General features: G+C 33.7%; 15 protein-coding genes and 1 tRNA gene. All 16 read left to right on the forward strand.

The window, feature by feature from the left end:
• Window positions 1-170: 170 nt before the first annotated feature.
• The 16 genes from B096_RS09420 (at window position 171) to B096_RS0101355 (ending at window position 14,706) form a co-directional block, all read left to right on the forward strand.
• The gene (locus B096_RS09420; protein ID WP_244264556.1) at window positions 171-890 is read left to right on the forward strand and encodes an acyltransferase domain-containing protein; all 720 of its coding nucleotides are present in this window, start codon (window positions 171-173) and stop codon (window positions 888-890) included.
• 72 nt (window positions 891-962) lie between these two features.
• Window positions 963-1,631, forward strand: coding sequence for a hypothetical protein (locus B096_RS0101280; protein WP_018578972.1), 669 nt, complete (start codon window positions 963-965; stop codon window positions 1,629-1,631).
• 128 nt (window positions 1,632-1,759) lie between these two features.
• A tRNA-Leu gene (locus B096_RS0101285) sits at window positions 1,760-1,846 on the forward strand.
• Window positions 1,847-1,913: 67 nt separating this feature from the next.
• Entirely contained in the window at window positions 1,914-2,150 is a 237-nt protein-coding gene (locus B096_RS09425) for a hypothetical protein (protein WP_018578973.1), read from the forward strand.
• A 404-nt stretch (window positions 2,151-2,554) separates the two neighbouring features.
• Window positions 2,555-3,706 carry a hypothetical protein gene (locus B096_RS0101295; RefSeq protein ID WP_018578974.1) on the forward strand — a complete coding sequence of 384 codons (1,152 nt, stop codon included), beginning with the start codon at window positions 2,555-2,557 and terminating at the stop codon, window positions 3,704-3,706.
• A gap of 18 nt (window positions 3,707-3,724) precedes the next feature.
• On the forward strand, window positions 3,725-3,940 hold the full coding sequence (locus B096_RS0101300; RefSeq protein WP_018578975.1) for a hypothetical protein: 216 nt from the start codon (window positions 3,725-3,727) through the stop codon (window positions 3,938-3,940).
• Window positions 3,918-4,202: a hypothetical protein gene (locus tag B096_RS0101305; protein WP_018578976.1), complete on the forward strand. Its 285-nt coding sequence runs from the start codon at window positions 3,918-3,920 to the stop codon at window positions 4,200-4,202. Before B096_RS0101300 ends, B096_RS0101305 begins: the two co-directional genes overlap by 23 nt.
• The gene (locus tag B096_RS0101310) at window positions 4,202-5,065 is read left to right on the forward strand and encodes a ParA family protein (protein ID WP_018578977.1); all 864 of its coding nucleotides are present in this window, start codon (window positions 4,202-4,204) and stop codon (window positions 5,063-5,065) included. Before B096_RS0101305 ends, B096_RS0101310 begins: the two co-directional genes overlap by 1 nt.
• Window positions 5,065-5,769: a ParB N-terminal domain-containing protein gene (locus B096_RS0101315; protein WP_018578978.1), complete on the forward strand. Its 705-nt coding sequence runs from the start codon at window positions 5,065-5,067 to the stop codon at window positions 5,767-5,769. Before B096_RS0101310 ends, B096_RS0101315 begins: the two co-directional genes overlap by 1 nt.
• Window positions 5,769-6,140 carry a hypothetical protein gene (locus B096_RS0101320; RefSeq protein WP_018578979.1) on the forward strand — a complete coding sequence of 124 codons (372 nt, stop codon included), beginning with the start codon at window positions 5,769-5,771 and terminating at the stop codon, window positions 6,138-6,140. The genes B096_RS0101315 and B096_RS0101320 overlap by 1 nt, the downstream gene beginning before the upstream one ends.
• Before the next feature lie 326 nt (window positions 6,141-6,466).
• Window positions 6,467-6,745, forward strand: a complete 279-nt coding sequence (locus B096_RS0101330) for a hypothetical protein (RefSeq protein ID WP_018578981.1) — start codon at window positions 6,467-6,469, stop codon at window positions 6,743-6,745.
• A gap of 148 nt (window positions 6,746-6,893) precedes the next feature.
• Complete coding sequence (locus tag B096_RS0101335; protein ID WP_018578982.1) at window positions 6,894-7,469, forward strand: hypothetical protein; 576 nt, start codon at window positions 6,894-6,896, stop codon at window positions 7,467-7,469.
• 137 nt (window positions 7,470-7,606) lie between these two features.
• Window positions 7,607-7,942: a hypothetical protein gene (locus tag B096_RS0101340; RefSeq protein ID WP_018578983.1), complete on the forward strand. Its 336-nt coding sequence runs from the start codon at window positions 7,607-7,609 to the stop codon at window positions 7,940-7,942.
• Window positions 7,943-7,962: 20 nt separating this feature from the next.
• Entirely contained in the window at window positions 7,963-9,201 is a 1,239-nt protein-coding gene (locus B096_RS0101345) for a hypothetical protein (protein WP_018578984.1), read from the forward strand.
• 161 nt (window positions 9,202-9,362) lie between these two features.
• The gene (locus tag B096_RS0101350; protein ID WP_018578985.1) at window positions 9,363-13,790 is read left to right on the forward strand and encodes a SpaA isopeptide-forming pilin-related protein; all 4,428 of its coding nucleotides are present in this window, start codon (window positions 9,363-9,365) and stop codon (window positions 13,788-13,790) included.
• Window positions 13,791-13,971: 181 nt separating this feature from the next.
• Window positions 13,972-14,706 carry a hypothetical protein gene (locus B096_RS0101355; RefSeq protein WP_018578986.1) on the forward strand — a complete coding sequence of 245 codons (735 nt, stop codon included), beginning with the start codon at window positions 13,972-13,974 and terminating at the stop codon, window positions 14,704-14,706.
• The last annotated feature ends 101 nt before the right edge of the window (window positions 14,707-14,807 follow it).

Below are 14,807 nucleotides of genomic sequence, written 5' to 3' on the forward strand. Positions count from 1 at the left end.
GTCTTTTTTTTCCAAAATGAAAGAGGTGGCGTTATGATTAAAGATATATTAGAACAAGCTCAGTTTAATGAGGATGCCGTTTTGGTATGTACATCCCAGGTGGATAACTACCGTTATCTCGTAGAGAGATTCCAGAGCCATATAAGGGGGATAAACACCATCTCCCAATATTGAAGCTTAATCCACAAGAACGACTGATGAGGACGCTTTATATGCTTCCAGAGCTTAAACAACGTTATCAGAAACGGAATATTGATCCGTCTGTGTTTTATGCAAGCATTCAAGATTTAAATTATCGCATCGAACGATACCATCATTCTAATGACCACTATGGTCTAAGCGACAGTGATGTCATTTGGCTTCGCTTTATGTTCCGATTTGAAATGTTTGAGATAGGAAGTTTACGTTATCAGATTTTTCCCTTCTCATACGCAGAAATTGAACGTAGCGGCCATGACACCATGCACTTACCACAAGTTCAAAAGGAACGGTTTCCGGAAGGGACGATGATGTTAAACATTCATATCAAGAAAGATGCTGATCTTTCGCCACAGGCTGTCGAAACCTCACTAAAACAGGCCCACAGTTTTTTTGAAACAACCTTTCCCGAACATGATTTCAAAGTGTTCGTTACACGAACATGGTTGATTCATCGTGGTATTATGGCGATGATGGATGCATCCAGCAATATTGTGCAATTTGGGAATCGATTTGAAATCATTGCATCATCCCATAATCGATATCAAGCACTTGAACGCATCTATGGGACGACCGATATGTATGAAATCAGTCGTATGACAAAATCCAGTCGTCTTGAAAAAGATGCCTACAAACATCCTGAACTCCTCGGCGTTGCTTGTGGAATTATCCCATTTGAATCCATGCAATAAGTTTGATAGGGATTTCATTATCAAGTGAAATAGTCTATTATAGTACTAAGATATTCCAAATAGGAGGAAAACATGGATTTTTTAAAACTGTTTATTATTTTTATTGTTGCATTCATCCTCATTCAACTCTTAATCCGTTTTATGGGCAAAAGAGCGAGTGATAAAGCTATGAAGGCATTTATGGAAAGTGATACCCCAACATTCACTAAAATTATGGATGGATGGCTTGCAAAGTTAACCATTCCACCGTTTAATCGCTACTTCTTTAAACTTAATTATTTTATGAGCATCAACGATGCCGATCAAGTGAAAGTAATTGCTGAGAGTATGCAAGATTTTAATATGAATCGCAAACAAAAACTTGAGTACCTCATGAAACTTTATGAATATGCTTTGATGCGTGATGATATACCCACTACAAAAAATGCATTAGAAGCACTTCGTACATTTATCAGTGAATCCGATATGGATAACCGCCAACAATTGCTTGAAAAATTAGACTTGGATGAATCGATTTTTATTAATCATGATATGGATTCACTTGATGCGATTGATACCTTGATTGAGCAATCTCCTGAAGAACTTAAAGGGGTATGGTATTTCCGAAAAGCGATGATACTTGAAGAAAATGGTCATGATCAACGCGCTTTAACGGAAATAGAACGTGCCATGCGTCATGAAACCTTAGCGATAAACAAAGAACAATATCAAGTTCTTAAAGACCAAATCGAAAAGAAATAAGGGTCCTCACAAGCGTGAGGGCTTTTATTTTGGTTTGAATGAGAGAAAATCATGATTTATGTGAAATACTTCAATTTTAAGGTTGCATTTAAGCCCCTTTTAAGATATTATTATTAAGCAAACAACATGCCCGAGTGGTGAAATCGGTAGACGCACTGGACTCAAAATCCAGCGAGGTAAAACTCATGACGGTTCGAGTCCGTCCTCGGGCACCATAAGACAAATTATAACTTTGGATTTACTAAATCCAAAGTTTTTTTGTATTCTACAGGAGGTGATACAGTGATAAGAAAGCCACTAAGAAGTGTACTTTCTCAATACGTTACAGATGAATTTAATAAATCAGGATTATCTATGAGGGAGTTTGCGAAAAAACATGGAATTTCATTAGGTGTTTTACAGAAACTCCTGGATACAGATGTAAAAGGGTTTAATGTGAACACTGTAGATAAGATACTAACTGGTTTTGATAAATCCTTGATCTTGTTATTAGAAGAGTATGGCGAGTATGAGACATAAAAAAAGAGCCAATCGAGGCTCTACGATATATAATCTCTTTCTTACAAAAGGATGGCCGTCCTGAAGTAAGATGCAAACCAAAATTAAATAAATAATGAAAAATTAAATAAATAATCTTAGCCATACGCGAGTTTTAAGCGTGCGTGTTTTACACTACCGCTTTACGTACATTATATTACATAATTACGTAAATATCAAACTTAAAAACTTATGAATTCAACAAAAAAAACAAGTTCGGTGTACGTACTTGTGGTTATTATAAGGAAGCCTTACTTAAGTCAATACTTAATACTAATAAGGTTCTTATAATTAAATGATTCTAAGGTAATCAATAAATCTTATTTAAAGACATAAGGCTCTATTTTTGAATGATTAAAAGGTAATCATTATTGAAAGGACTTAATATGAAAAGCACAAACAAGAAAGATGCAGGATCCTGGTATCAATTAGGCTTTGATATCTGGTTTAAGCCACAACCTGTAAGAAATTTAAAACAATTGATTCGTTCAATGAACGCATCAAACAAAACATATTTAACAAAAAGCAACCATGACGGTATGAGTGTTGATGAATTAGTCGATGCTTACATACTTTCTAATAACAAAGAATATAAGAACTATAAAAAAGTATCTGAAGATAAACGAAAGCATAAGCGTCGACATGGAGAATACTTCATTATTTATCTTGGAAAAAATATCAGCATGTCTTCACAGATAAAAATATTACACGAATTTATTGACCAGGTACGTTATGGAGAACGTGGACTACCTTTTTATGCTACAACTTCTAAAGCTAATGGCGAGGTATGGATTCATTTATGGATTGGTGATCGTGAATATCTTAAAGACGAACCGAAAGTATATACGAAAACTCAATATAAAAAGCCTAATGGCCAGTTATGTGGAAAAGATTATCCAGGAGCGATAGTTTTATATGAAAAAGGTGATATCCAGAAGGATGCTGAAGGGAATGTAAAAACGACTTCAGGATGGAGACAGAAGAAGACGCGAATTTTTGCGGAATCGTATAAGACACTTGTTCCAAGACTTAAGGATGCAATGTTGGCCGTGTTCTATTGTGTGTTTAAAAAAATAAACCCAATGTTGAAGTTCAAAGTTCGTGACGAATATTCAAACAAGCGAAAAGAGTTTGTAACTGTAAGTCGCGCTGCACCGGATTGGAAGAATATTAAGTACCGAGAAATTGCATCACTACAGTACTTTGTTAAGTACGTTATTCATGAACTCATGACCAATGATATTGATAACTATCACTATTATGGTGAAGACACTATTGATTTTATGGATCCACCAACGCCCTACAGTATTGAATTGAGAAATCTCTTCCTGCAGTATGACAAAATCTTTAAGTCCTGGATGTTTGAAGACGAATGGAATCAAACGCGAAATATCATGTTTGAGAACTATCATTCAGTCATGCATCATCTCACTTACTTAAGAACAATGTTTAAAAAACAAGTAAATCAAATCGTGGTAAAGCATAAAAAAGATAAGCCAACGTTACTTAAATTACAGTACGATTGGCCAATGATGTAAAGGACGCGGGTGGGGGCTATGGATATAGAACACTTGAAGTCTTTAAAATGTAAAGCATTCGCACGTTCGATTGAACTGTTTGAACTTGATTGGTTTGATTCGTATGAAAAATACGGAATCTATTCTTCAGAAGAAGACATTAGATGGTTATTTGGAATAAGAGTTAAAGTACTGCATAAACTATCCTTACAGTTAGAAAAGAGACTATTAAATGAAAGAAAAAGAAAACACTGAGTGTTTTTCACCATTTGATTTTAAGCGATATGAGGCTATTGAAAATTTCGCTTATATTGACTTACATAAAGTCCTGGATTTAATCGATGATAGACTTGAAGTTCTATGGGAATATACATGGATAGACGGCTGTTTTAGAGCCAGTACAGAAGAAGAACTCATTGAATGGAATAAGTTATCGAGATTTAAAATATTAGTCACAGAGCGGATGAAATCGCTAAAAAAACAATTTGAATTTAACAGTAGAAAAGAGGAGAACTAATGACTAAAGTTATTGCGTTACTAAATATGAAAGGCGGTGTTGGTAAAACAACATCCAGTATCAACATTGCAACAGGATTCGCGAACAAAGGAAACAAGGTCTTATTAATCGACTTAGATCCACAAGCAAACTCGACTGATATTTTATTAGATATAACCCAGGAAGAAGCATTTCTAAATAATGACATTATCACGGCCATCGAAAATCGAGATACCAAGACACTTGATGTATTGCTTGAACAAATCGTTTCATATCAACACAAAGAAATATTCATCGATCAGATGCTAATGGATGATAGTCTAACATCTACTTATCAAACAAAATTTGAGAATCTACATGTGATTCCATCACGACTTGAATTAGCTAACGTGGAAAAATCAATTCGTAACGGTAATGAAGCGATGCACTTACGACTCTTTAATATTATCGAAAAACTTAAAGAAGAATATGATTACATTTTCATTGATTGTCCACCAATCATCAACGTTTTAACCATTAATGTGATAAACGTCGTAGATGAAATCATTGCACCAATTAAAATCGATAAGGGAGCCGAGAAAGGCTTGTTAATGACGATTAGAGAATTATTGGCCATTGCTAACAGCTATCGTTTACAAATCCCAGTACGGCCACTATTCACAATGGTAAATAGAAACAACACAGACCGAGATCGACTTAAAGCGATTTCTACTTTAGATAATAGTGTAATTAAACCCATACCTGCAGTAATACGAACACAAGCAAAGGCAATTACACAGTCCGGATATGATAATAAAGTTGTTATTAATAATCCGAAATTCAAAGTAGGCGGAGATTACCAGGAAGTAGTGGATTACTTAGATAAAGAATGGAGTGAAAAATAATGAGTATCTTTGACAATATGCTTAATGAAGAAACTAAATCTTATGCAGCGTCCGAAACCATGAAACTGCAGTTAAACCAAATAGAAACTAATCCATTGAATAATGCACCCATTGAGGGAATTGAAGAACTTGCGGAATATATTAAACAGGATGGATTAAAAGAGAAATTAAGAGTCTATCAAATTTCAAATAATAAATATCGCTTATTATCCGGAGAACGGAGATATAGAGCGTGTCAGTCAATTGGAATTAAAACAGTTGAAGTAATTGTAGTACCTCAGCCAGAATCGGAGGGTCAGGAACTTATCGAAATTGATGCATCGAACGAAACGCGGGCACAGACCGAAGAATTTTTAAACTCTCGGATTCAGTTGTTGGCCAAAGCATACGATCTTGAAAAAGAGAATGGAAATATTCCTACAGGCACATTAAAACGTGATTGGATTTCTCTAAGAATGCACGATAAACTTTCACCCCGACAAATACAAAACTATCTATCAGGAAACGTAAAAGCATTGCAAGAAGAACCAACAACAATCAAAGAGGAAAAAGACTTTGATATTGAGGCTGAAGCAAATAAAAAAATCAAACAACTTATTAAAATTTACGATTGGTACTTTGAAAATAGAGAGTTACTTCAAGATGAAACAAATGCAAAGTTGAGAAGTCGATTTAAAGATTTGAATGATCTAGGAGAATACTAATGAGCAGTAAGATTAATGTTGAAGAATTAATGGCAAAAGAAGAACAACTAACGCTTGTTAAAGAATCGGATAAAATGTATCAATTTAAAAATGATGATGAACGTCTCTCATTTGTAGAAGACAAAAGCAATTGGAAGAAAATATATGCAAATTCAAAATTCAATTGTAGAATCTCAATTCTTACAATTAAGAGTTTTAAATTCATTCGCTATGAAGTTTTGGCGGATCAGCCAAGTTGGTATCAAAAAGGTGGACAACGTTGGGTTAAAGATAGTACCAGGAGAATACTTGATAATAATACACAATCACTTGAGACCTATACTGATTTACAAATCGTAGCGTTGCTGAAACAGGAACGCAACAATCTTTGAACATGGCAATCATTGCCATTTAATAAAAAACGGAGGAATTTAACATGAAAAACAATACACGAAGAATACTACATGTTTTACTTAAAATACTACTTTTCATCCTAGCTATACTTCCTGCTCTATTACTTATCTGGTTCTTGTACTACAAAAATATTCTTTTTGCTAAGAATATCATTGATGCAATTTTATCGTTTGTAGGTGTTGTATTAGCTAGTAAGGGATTTTGGATATTAGTAATCGCGTACTTCGTGTGGTTTGGATTGTTTTTCCTGGTAAATCAACTCGTAAAGAAAACAGGAAAGAAAAAAAAGTAGGGGGAATTATTTATGAAACAAAAAATAGAAAGAGAGTTCCATAAAATCATTTCCGAACAAGATCATAATATGAGTTTACGTTTACTTATGAGAGAAGTTGATACCTATGTCCATATGTCCGAATACAAGACTGATAAGGCGTTGAGGGCACTCTTACAACATAACAATGCTGAACTTGCTGGATTACTTAATTTACCAATAGTTGTATATAATCGTAAACTTAAAGATTTTGATTTTTCTACACATGAACTGCACACAATGATTAAACATCTAAATTTGCACATTACATAACTGGCTAAAATATAGTGCAATAATAGAGCCCATCAATCCATCTTCATATCATACTCCTTCAAACAACAATGAAAAGAATGGTGGGTTCTGCTATTGCACTATGACTGATAAAAGTAACATGGCAATCATTGCCATGTAGGGAGGGTACATGGATTTAATTAGTGAAAGAAAGGTAACGGATATCATCAATAACGTTGAAGATGGATCTATGACAACAGAACAAGGCTTTTCAATATTTGCGAATTATCTGTATGAAGCAAAGTTTAAAGGACAACTATACCTGGATGAAGAAAAATATATAGTATTCAGACATGGCAAACGTGTCGAAGACTATATGAACTCAAACAGTAAATGGTTTATCTCAATGCCGGAAGGTAGTAATTATTCAGAAGAAACAAGAATATCTTACATCCAGGATCTTATTGAAGAGGACGATAAAATGCTTCAGATTCTCATTAAAGAATTTAATGAAGGAATCTTATTACCTGAACAACGAGAAATATTTTGGATGAGATATATTCTTAAAAACAAAACCACTAAGATTATCAGTTTCTTTGAATTACATACTGTAAAGTACTATAAAATTCTTGACGAAATTAATGAAGCCGTTTCATACATCTGGTGTTTGTCATACGGCAGTGCGTTGAAATACATTGAATATCGGGCAAATTGCCTTAAACACACATTTTCACATAATGATTTTAAATGTAATCGCTTACAATAGCCAAAACTTAAAATAACTGCCCAATAAATATGTTATAATTTAGCTACCAACCGTAGGTGGTTGTACCAAAAGCCAAAAATTAAGGCGTATAACATATAAGTTATGCGCCTTTTATTTATGCAAAAAAAGGAGAAATTATGGATTCAACAGAAATCATCGTGATCGGTAGTATGCTAATAATTGGATGTATGTTAATTGCAGTATTTGCGCTCTATCAAAACAAAACATATATAAGTAAAACAAACTTTATGACACCATTTAAGTTAAAGTTCCATGAGCTTGTGCTATTTATCGTGTATCTAATGATCTGTGCATTTCTATCAAATGTATTGAAAAGTTTACAATCTTACTTTATATACTTGATTGTATTATGTATTATTATTGTAGGAATGCTTATTGCATATATTTACTTTGGAGTTAAAAAGACGAAATTGATGATGACTGAATTAAAAAAAAATACAACATGGCAATGATTGCCATGTAGGAGGATAGAATGGAAAAATTGAAGAAATGGTTGGAACCAACAAAAAATAAAGTGATCGCAGGGACGGTATCAGTTCTAGTAGTTGCGATAATAGTAGTTGCTGTTGTACTTCTACAAAAACCAACACCAACGATTAAATTCAAAGACGATGCTGTGTTTGAAAAATATACTTATTTGGATCAAGAGATGATTGAATCCCAAATAGATAAAGATAATAGTAATTACACATCATTTGAGTATGAATTTATTAAAGATGGAGAGATTGTATCATTTGATGAAATTAAAAAAGAACAAATTTCAACTTATGTTGAAAAGAATGAACTTGAAAAACCTCAACCATCTGAGAAAGACAATACAGAGATAATGGCACTACTTGAGGCAAAAGATAAAATGCCACTTGTTCAAGATGTCGATATAAGATTAACCGTAACGTTAGATAGTGGAAAACAATCAATGGTTGATTACACAATAAAGCCAACGGATACTGTTCCATTAGTTGTAAAAATTGTTTATAACGATATTGAAATTAAAGATGGAGATAAAATTGTAATAGATATAAACGAAGACATCATGAACTTATTAAACTTATCAGCAACAGATATACGGTTTGGAAAAGAAATACAGATGAAGTCCATGGCGAGTTTAAATGAAAAAGATGAATATACTGAAGTTAATTTTGAATTCCAGACAACAGATGGTTTAGAACTAACCAAACCAAGTGTTTATTTTTATACTAAAGATTTAGCAAATCTATCCGAAGCGGAAGTAAAAGAAATTAAATCACTAGGTGTTGTTAATGTTGATACCGTTCAAGTCAAAGAAGAACTTCCAAAAACAGGTAATGACGAATCTGCAAACAACAACGGTAATACAACAAATTCAGGTAACGAAACGCCACCTGTAAATACGGGTAATGACTCACCATCCAACACCGGGGGTTCATCAAATAGTAATAATGAGACCCCACCAGCAAACAATGGGGGCGGATCTACTGCACTGTGCCCTAATGGTTCAAATCCTGAGTTGCCTTGCGATGCACCGATTCACCAACATACTGCATATTCTAAAATGTTAGTTGGGTACAGTTTTGCTGAAGCTGACTCTTGGGCAGAAGATATTGCTGATGCTCGAATCTGGAATGGAGTTAAAATAGGAAGTTACGAAATTTATGAAGTTAAGAAAAACGACCACAGTTCTTACGGATATGTAGTTTACTTTAATGACTATAATGGAAATGTAATTTTATAAAATCATAAAGAGAGGTTAAACTCTCTTTTTTTATTACATGGCAATCATTGCCATGTAGAGAGGAAAAACTAATGAAACAATATCGAGAAAGACCACCTTAAAGATAAGACAGCAGAGGCTGTCTTTTTTTATGCATTAAAAATGTTTGTAAGGAGGACAATATGAAAACAAACAGAAAAAAAATTACAGAATTAATGAACAAAATTCTAATCTCTGCACTAACCATTCTTGTTAGTGTCACGTCATTCACAGTAGATATTAGTGCAAATGAAGAAGTCTATCGTAATGAAGACGTAATGATTAATGTTGAACGAAAACAAATAAGCGATAATACTGAAACTGAATTACTATTCAGTGTGAAGCATGACGAAAACGTACAAATTGAAGATATCAAATTAGGTGATCTTGAAGTCGAAAAAGTTGATGGCGATTTACCTAACACTTACAAATACAAATCAGTCGTTGGTATTGACGGTAATTTCAAATTTACAGTTAATTATTCAAAGACTTTATTAATCGAGACGGACGATAGTCAAAAGACAATCGAACGTAAAGATAAATTTGATTTCAATGTAATTGTTGAACCACCACTTATTGATATCGAAGAACAAAAAGAAGTAGTCGAAGTAAGTGAACCTACTCCAGTTGAACCTAAACAAGATCAACACCTGCCTAAAGAAGAGCAAAGAGTAGAACCAACAGAAGTTGAAAAGAAAACAGAACAAATTGATATTGAAGAGAATAAGAATATTAATACAGAATTCGATGGAAAAGGTCGTTCGATTTTCCAAGTTAATGGAATGATGCGAGCAGGAAATATTAGTAAATCAGACATTCCTTATAAGTACCATGTAGTAAAAATCAGTGACCCTAGTTATGAATATTATGATTATCAATATGCTAATTTATCTGTAGATGGCGAACATGCTATTTGTCTTGACCCATCCACTATGGTTACGTCATCAAAATATGACCCAACTGCTGATTTTGACAGCCTAAGTAAGTCATTACAAAAACGACTTATCTTAATTGGAAATTATGGTTACAAGTATTTTGGAACACAAAAACATATTCTTGCAGAAACAACTCTTGTATGGAAAGAAAAAGGATGGTCTACTAAATCTTGGAAAGATATGAGTGGAAACGTAATTGATATAAGCCAAGAGATTGCAGATATTGAAAATGCTATTTCTCACCACTATGACCGACCATCATGGAATGGTACAACTAAAAATGTGAATGTCGGTGATGTAATAGACTTATCAGATGCTAATCTGAAAGGATTTACTGTTATAGCTGATAGCAATATTGAAATTGTTCAAAACAGTGGTTCAACTCTCAAGGTTAAACTAAAAAGTGGAACGAGTGGAGGAATTAATTTAAAGAAAAAATCTAATCTTAAAGATGGAACACCAATTATCTACAAATCTCCCAATTCTCAGGATTTATTAGTTGCCCGAGTAAAAGACCCTATCTATGCAGATATTACTCTTAAGGCTAATAAACATACTGTAGTGTTTGAAAAAGTTGATGCGGTTAATAATTCAATTAAATTGAATGGAGCAACAATTCGTGTTTCACGTAGTAATTCAGTAGATGCAAACGGTTTTATGAATGCACCAATTCATTGGGATTACTCTACTGGAAGTAATGGATTAACAACTGCAGATAAATTTGGTGATATTGGCAAGACTTACTACTATCAAGAAGTGAAGGCACCAAACGGCTATTTAGTAGACAAAACGATCCGTTCATTTACTGCTCAAGGTGGTATTACAAGTACATTTACGATTCAGGACAAAAAACCTTTAGGAGAGATTGTTATTCATAAAAAAGACAATCACGGGAATGCACTTGTAAATGTGGTATTTGATATTAAGAATGCAAGTAATAGTGTTGTCGGTACTGTTACGACAGATTCCAATGGTAAAGCTAGTTTAAAACAATTACCTTTAGGCGACTATACAATTGTAGAAAAATCAGTACCAAGCGGAATCGTATTAGATAAAACGGTTTATAATGTTTCAATTAAGTATAAGGATCAAGTAACCCCTGTAGTTATTGTTACAAAGAACATTCAAAATAAATATCAACGTACTGATATTACATTAACGAAAGTTGAAAACAATTGGGATACAACATTCCCACAAAACAACGGCATCGTATTAAGTGATGCAGTAATCGAACTTTATGCTAAAACTAATATTTATGAAGGCAGTAAATTAATTTATCTTGCAGATACATTAATCGGAACTGAAACTACAAATGCGAATGGTCAAGTAACATTCCATAATTTACCACTTGGTGACTATTATGCTAAAGAAAAAGCAGCGCCTAATGGTTATGTACTATTTAATGGTCAGTGGGATATTTTAGTTAAATATGATGGATCAAACCCAAGTGTTGAAATCATTAAAAACGGTAAAACTGTAGATAACCAAGTTATTTATGGTAAGGCAACTTTGATTAAACAAGATACAGACCGTAAATTGCTTGAAGGAGCAGTTTTTGGATTGTTTACAAAAGATGGCCAAAAACTTGCTGAACTAACAACAGATAAGAATGGAATGATTGTAACACCGGACTTACGTTATGGTGATTACTACTTTAAAGAACTCCAAGCACCTATTGGATATATCTTAGATGAGACAGAAATTCCATTTACAGTATCGGAACATCAATCAATGCAATATATCACAGCACCAAACGAACCAATTCAAGCAAAACTACTCGTTAACAAATATGATAGCGAAACATTATTACCACTTGCAGGAGCTGAGTTCCAAATCTTCAGTTACGATAAAAATGAGATTGTAACTGTTAAATACCAAGATGGTAAAAATGTTGTTGAAAAAGATACTTGGATTACAGATGAAGATGGTCAATTCTTAATTGAGGCATATTTATCCTACGGACGTTACAGTTTAATTGAAACTAAAGCACCTGAAGGATATAACTTAGTTGACCCTATTGATTTTGAAATTGACGAGAACCAAACATATCAAACGATTGAGATCATTGGTAAAGTCCTTGAAAAAGATGTTGCTAACCGACCAATTCGCTCTGATGTTGCAGTGGCCAAAGTTGATGCAGTATCAAAAGAATACTTACCAAACTTTGAATTTAAGGCTATTAATATGACAACAAAAGAAGAGTTCAGTGGTATTACTGATGTAGATGGTATTGCATACTTTACTCAACTTAAATATGGACGCTATATGTTTACAGAATTTAAAGTTGATGGTGAATATTTGATTGACCAAACACCACAGTTCTTAGATATTATTGAAGATGGTATTGTTTATGAATTAACTTTTGAAAATTACAAGCCAACAGGTGATATTGAAGTCATCAAGGTAGATTACAAAGACGGTAGTCCTGTAGCGGATGCAACATATGGATTATTTGATTTAAACGGAGATGTTGTCACAGAAGTTAAAACAAACGAAAAAGGTATTGCTAAATTTAGCGATATTGCACTAGGTGACTATGTTCTCAAAGAAACGGTCTCACCTAAAGGTTACCTCATCGATGAAACTGAATACCCAGTAAGTATTCAATATGTTAATGAAAAAACACCCGTTATTTATGTAAAACAAAACGTGGTTGAAATGAGAGAAGTTGAATTAAAAACAAGTGCATCATTCACGGAACGTGAAAAGGATGAACCAAATATCATAACAATTACAGATAAAGTAGCTTATGAAAACTTGATTATCGGTAAAGAATATCGCGTAGATGGATATCTCATGGATAAAGAAACAAATCAACCAATCTTAATTGATGGCCAACGTATCGAGGGATCTACAACCTTTACTGCAGAAAAACATGACGGTACTATTGATGTTCTCTTTACATTCGACCAAAATAAACTATCGACAAAATCAATTGTTGTCTTTGAAGATATGTATGAAGAGGGTCAACTCATTGCAGTTCATAATGACATTAATGATATTGATCAAACAGTTGACTTAATAACAGTAAGAATTACAAAACTAGATTCTGTTTCCAAGAAATCATTAAAAGGCGCAGAGTTTACAATGTACGATACTGAAGATATGGTTATCGATGTTCAAGTAAGTGATGATAGCGGTATTGCAGAATTTACAATCTTTGCGGGAGAAGTTGTTCGAATTAAAGAAACGAACGCACCTGAAGGTTATATCTTAAGTGATGAAGTAATTGAAATTGATGCATCCAAAGACATTAACGGCAATCTCTACTCAGTTGAGTACTTCAACGATATGTTACCAGTTGTCGTTTTACCTAAAGCCGGAGTAGGAATGAGCGGATCACTTTCCTTTGGTGGAGTCAGTGCACTCTTGGGTGCAATTTCACTCTTAATCTCAAAATTGAAAAAGAAGAAAGAAACAGAAGAACATTTAATCGAGACAGTAAGTTCAATTAAGCGAAAGGGTGATGTTATCACCATTGTTGATACACAAGAAGTTTGCTATTTTAAAGAAGGTATTGAACACATAACTGCAGATGATTATTCTGTAGCATTTGATTATTATGGACGTGCCATTAAATTAGTGTGTGCAAACAAGGAACTTATTCATTATTTGTTGGAAGTATTAAAAATGTAGGACAACATGGCAATCATTGCCATGTTGTTTTATTTAGAAAAGAGGTGCCCATATTAAAAAGAAAATTATCATAATTGCGATTTCATTATTATTCCTTACCGGATGTAGTTGGAATCCATTTGAACAAGAGCCAAAACTAGAATTCAAAGACAATCCAGTATCTGCAGAATACGGAAAAGAATTGGTTCTTACAGATTTAATCAAAAGTTCTAAGTATGATGAAATATTTGTAAGTGAATATGATCCATTAAAATTAGGGGAACAATCCATTGTCTATAAACTTATTAGAAATGGTAAAGAAAAAGAGTTTACATTAGTCATTAATAACGTTGATACACATCAACCACATTTTACAAAAACCACGGATGAAATACTAATCATGGAAGGGAGCACATTTGATATTAAAAACTATTTTGAAGCAATTCACGACGTGGATGGGAAACTAGAAATAACACTTAAGGAAAAGGCAGATAAATATAAACCTGGTGTTTATGTCATGACTGCAGAAGCCGAAACGAAAAACGGAAATAAAATTGGTACTAATTTCACCTTAGCTGTGAAGAGTAAAGAAGAATATGAAAAAATCGTTGCCAATGTGACACCTAAACCAGTAGAAGAACCTGCAGATAAAAACGAAGGGAATCAATCGGGAGCGGGGAGTACAACTGAGAAACCTGTCATAGTTCAAGAGACACCTCAAGCCAAACCTGAAGAAAGACCTCAAGCCATTCCAAAATCAGAAAGACGCTTATATTTATTTAGTGATGGTTACAATGTTCAAACTGCACCCAGTGCTTGTACCAGTGATTTAAGTGCTGCTTACAGTAATGGATGGGGTGGTTCGTGTCTGCCTTACTATGGTGACAACCATGAATTTGCGGATCCCATTGGAATGGAACTCAATATCTTTGATTAAAATAACCTCGTAAAAAGGAACATGGCAATCATTGCCATGTAAAAGGAGTTGATAAAATGAGTCAAACAAATAAATCGAATTTTACTGAATTACTAGAAAGC

Source organism: Erysipelothrix tonsillarum DSM 14972, assembly GCF_000373785.1.
GTDB lineage: Bacteria > Bacillota_I > Bacilli_A > Erysipelotrichales > Erysipelotrichaceae > Erysipelothrix > Erysipelothrix tonsillarum.

Bases quoted from the DNA above. Each gene is read 5' to 3' on its own strand.
- B096_RS0101305 (WP_018578976.1), top strand. From the start codon at position 3,918: ATGAAAGAAAAAGAAAACACTGAGTGTTTTTCACCATTTGATTTTAAG.
- B096_RS0101280 (WP_018578972.1), top strand. From the start codon at position 963: ATGGATTTTTTAAAACTGTTTATTATTTTTATTGTTGCATTCATCCTC.
- B096_RS0101330 (WP_018578981.1), top strand. From the start codon at position 6,467: ATGAAACAAAAAATAGAAAGAGAGTTCCATAAAATCATTTCCGAACAA.
- B096_RS0101320 (WP_018578979.1), top strand. From the start codon at position 5,769: ATGAGCAGTAAGATTAATGTTGAAGAATTAATGGCAAAAGAAGAACAA.
- B096_RS0101295 (WP_018578974.1), top strand. From the start codon at position 2,555: ATGAAAAGCACAAACAAGAAAGATGCAGGATCCTGGTATCAATTAGGC.
- B096_RS0101340 (WP_018578983.1), top strand. From the start codon at position 7,607: ATGGATTCAACAGAAATCATCGTGATCGGTAGTATGCTAATAATTGGA.
- B096_RS0101345 (WP_018578984.1), top strand. From the start codon at position 7,963: ATGGAAAAATTGAAGAAATGGTTGGAACCAACAAAAAATAAAGTGATC.
- B096_RS0101350 (WP_018578985.1), top strand. From the start codon at position 9,363: ATGAAAACAAACAGAAAAAAAATTACAGAATTAATGAACAAAATTCTA.
- B096_RS0101315 (WP_018578978.1), top strand. From the start codon at position 5,065: ATGAGTATCTTTGACAATATGCTTAATGAAGAAACTAAATCTTATGCA.
- B096_RS0101310 (WP_018578977.1), top strand. From the start codon at position 4,202: ATGACTAAAGTTATTGCGTTACTAAATATGAAAGGCGGTGTTGGTAAA.
- B096_RS0101335 (WP_018578982.1), top strand. From the start codon at position 6,894: ATGGATTTAATTAGTGAAAGAAAGGTAACGGATATCATCAATAACGTT.
- B096_RS0101300 (WP_018578975.1), top strand. From the start codon at position 3,725: ATGGATATAGAACACTTGAAGTCTTTAAAATGTAAAGCATTCGCACGT.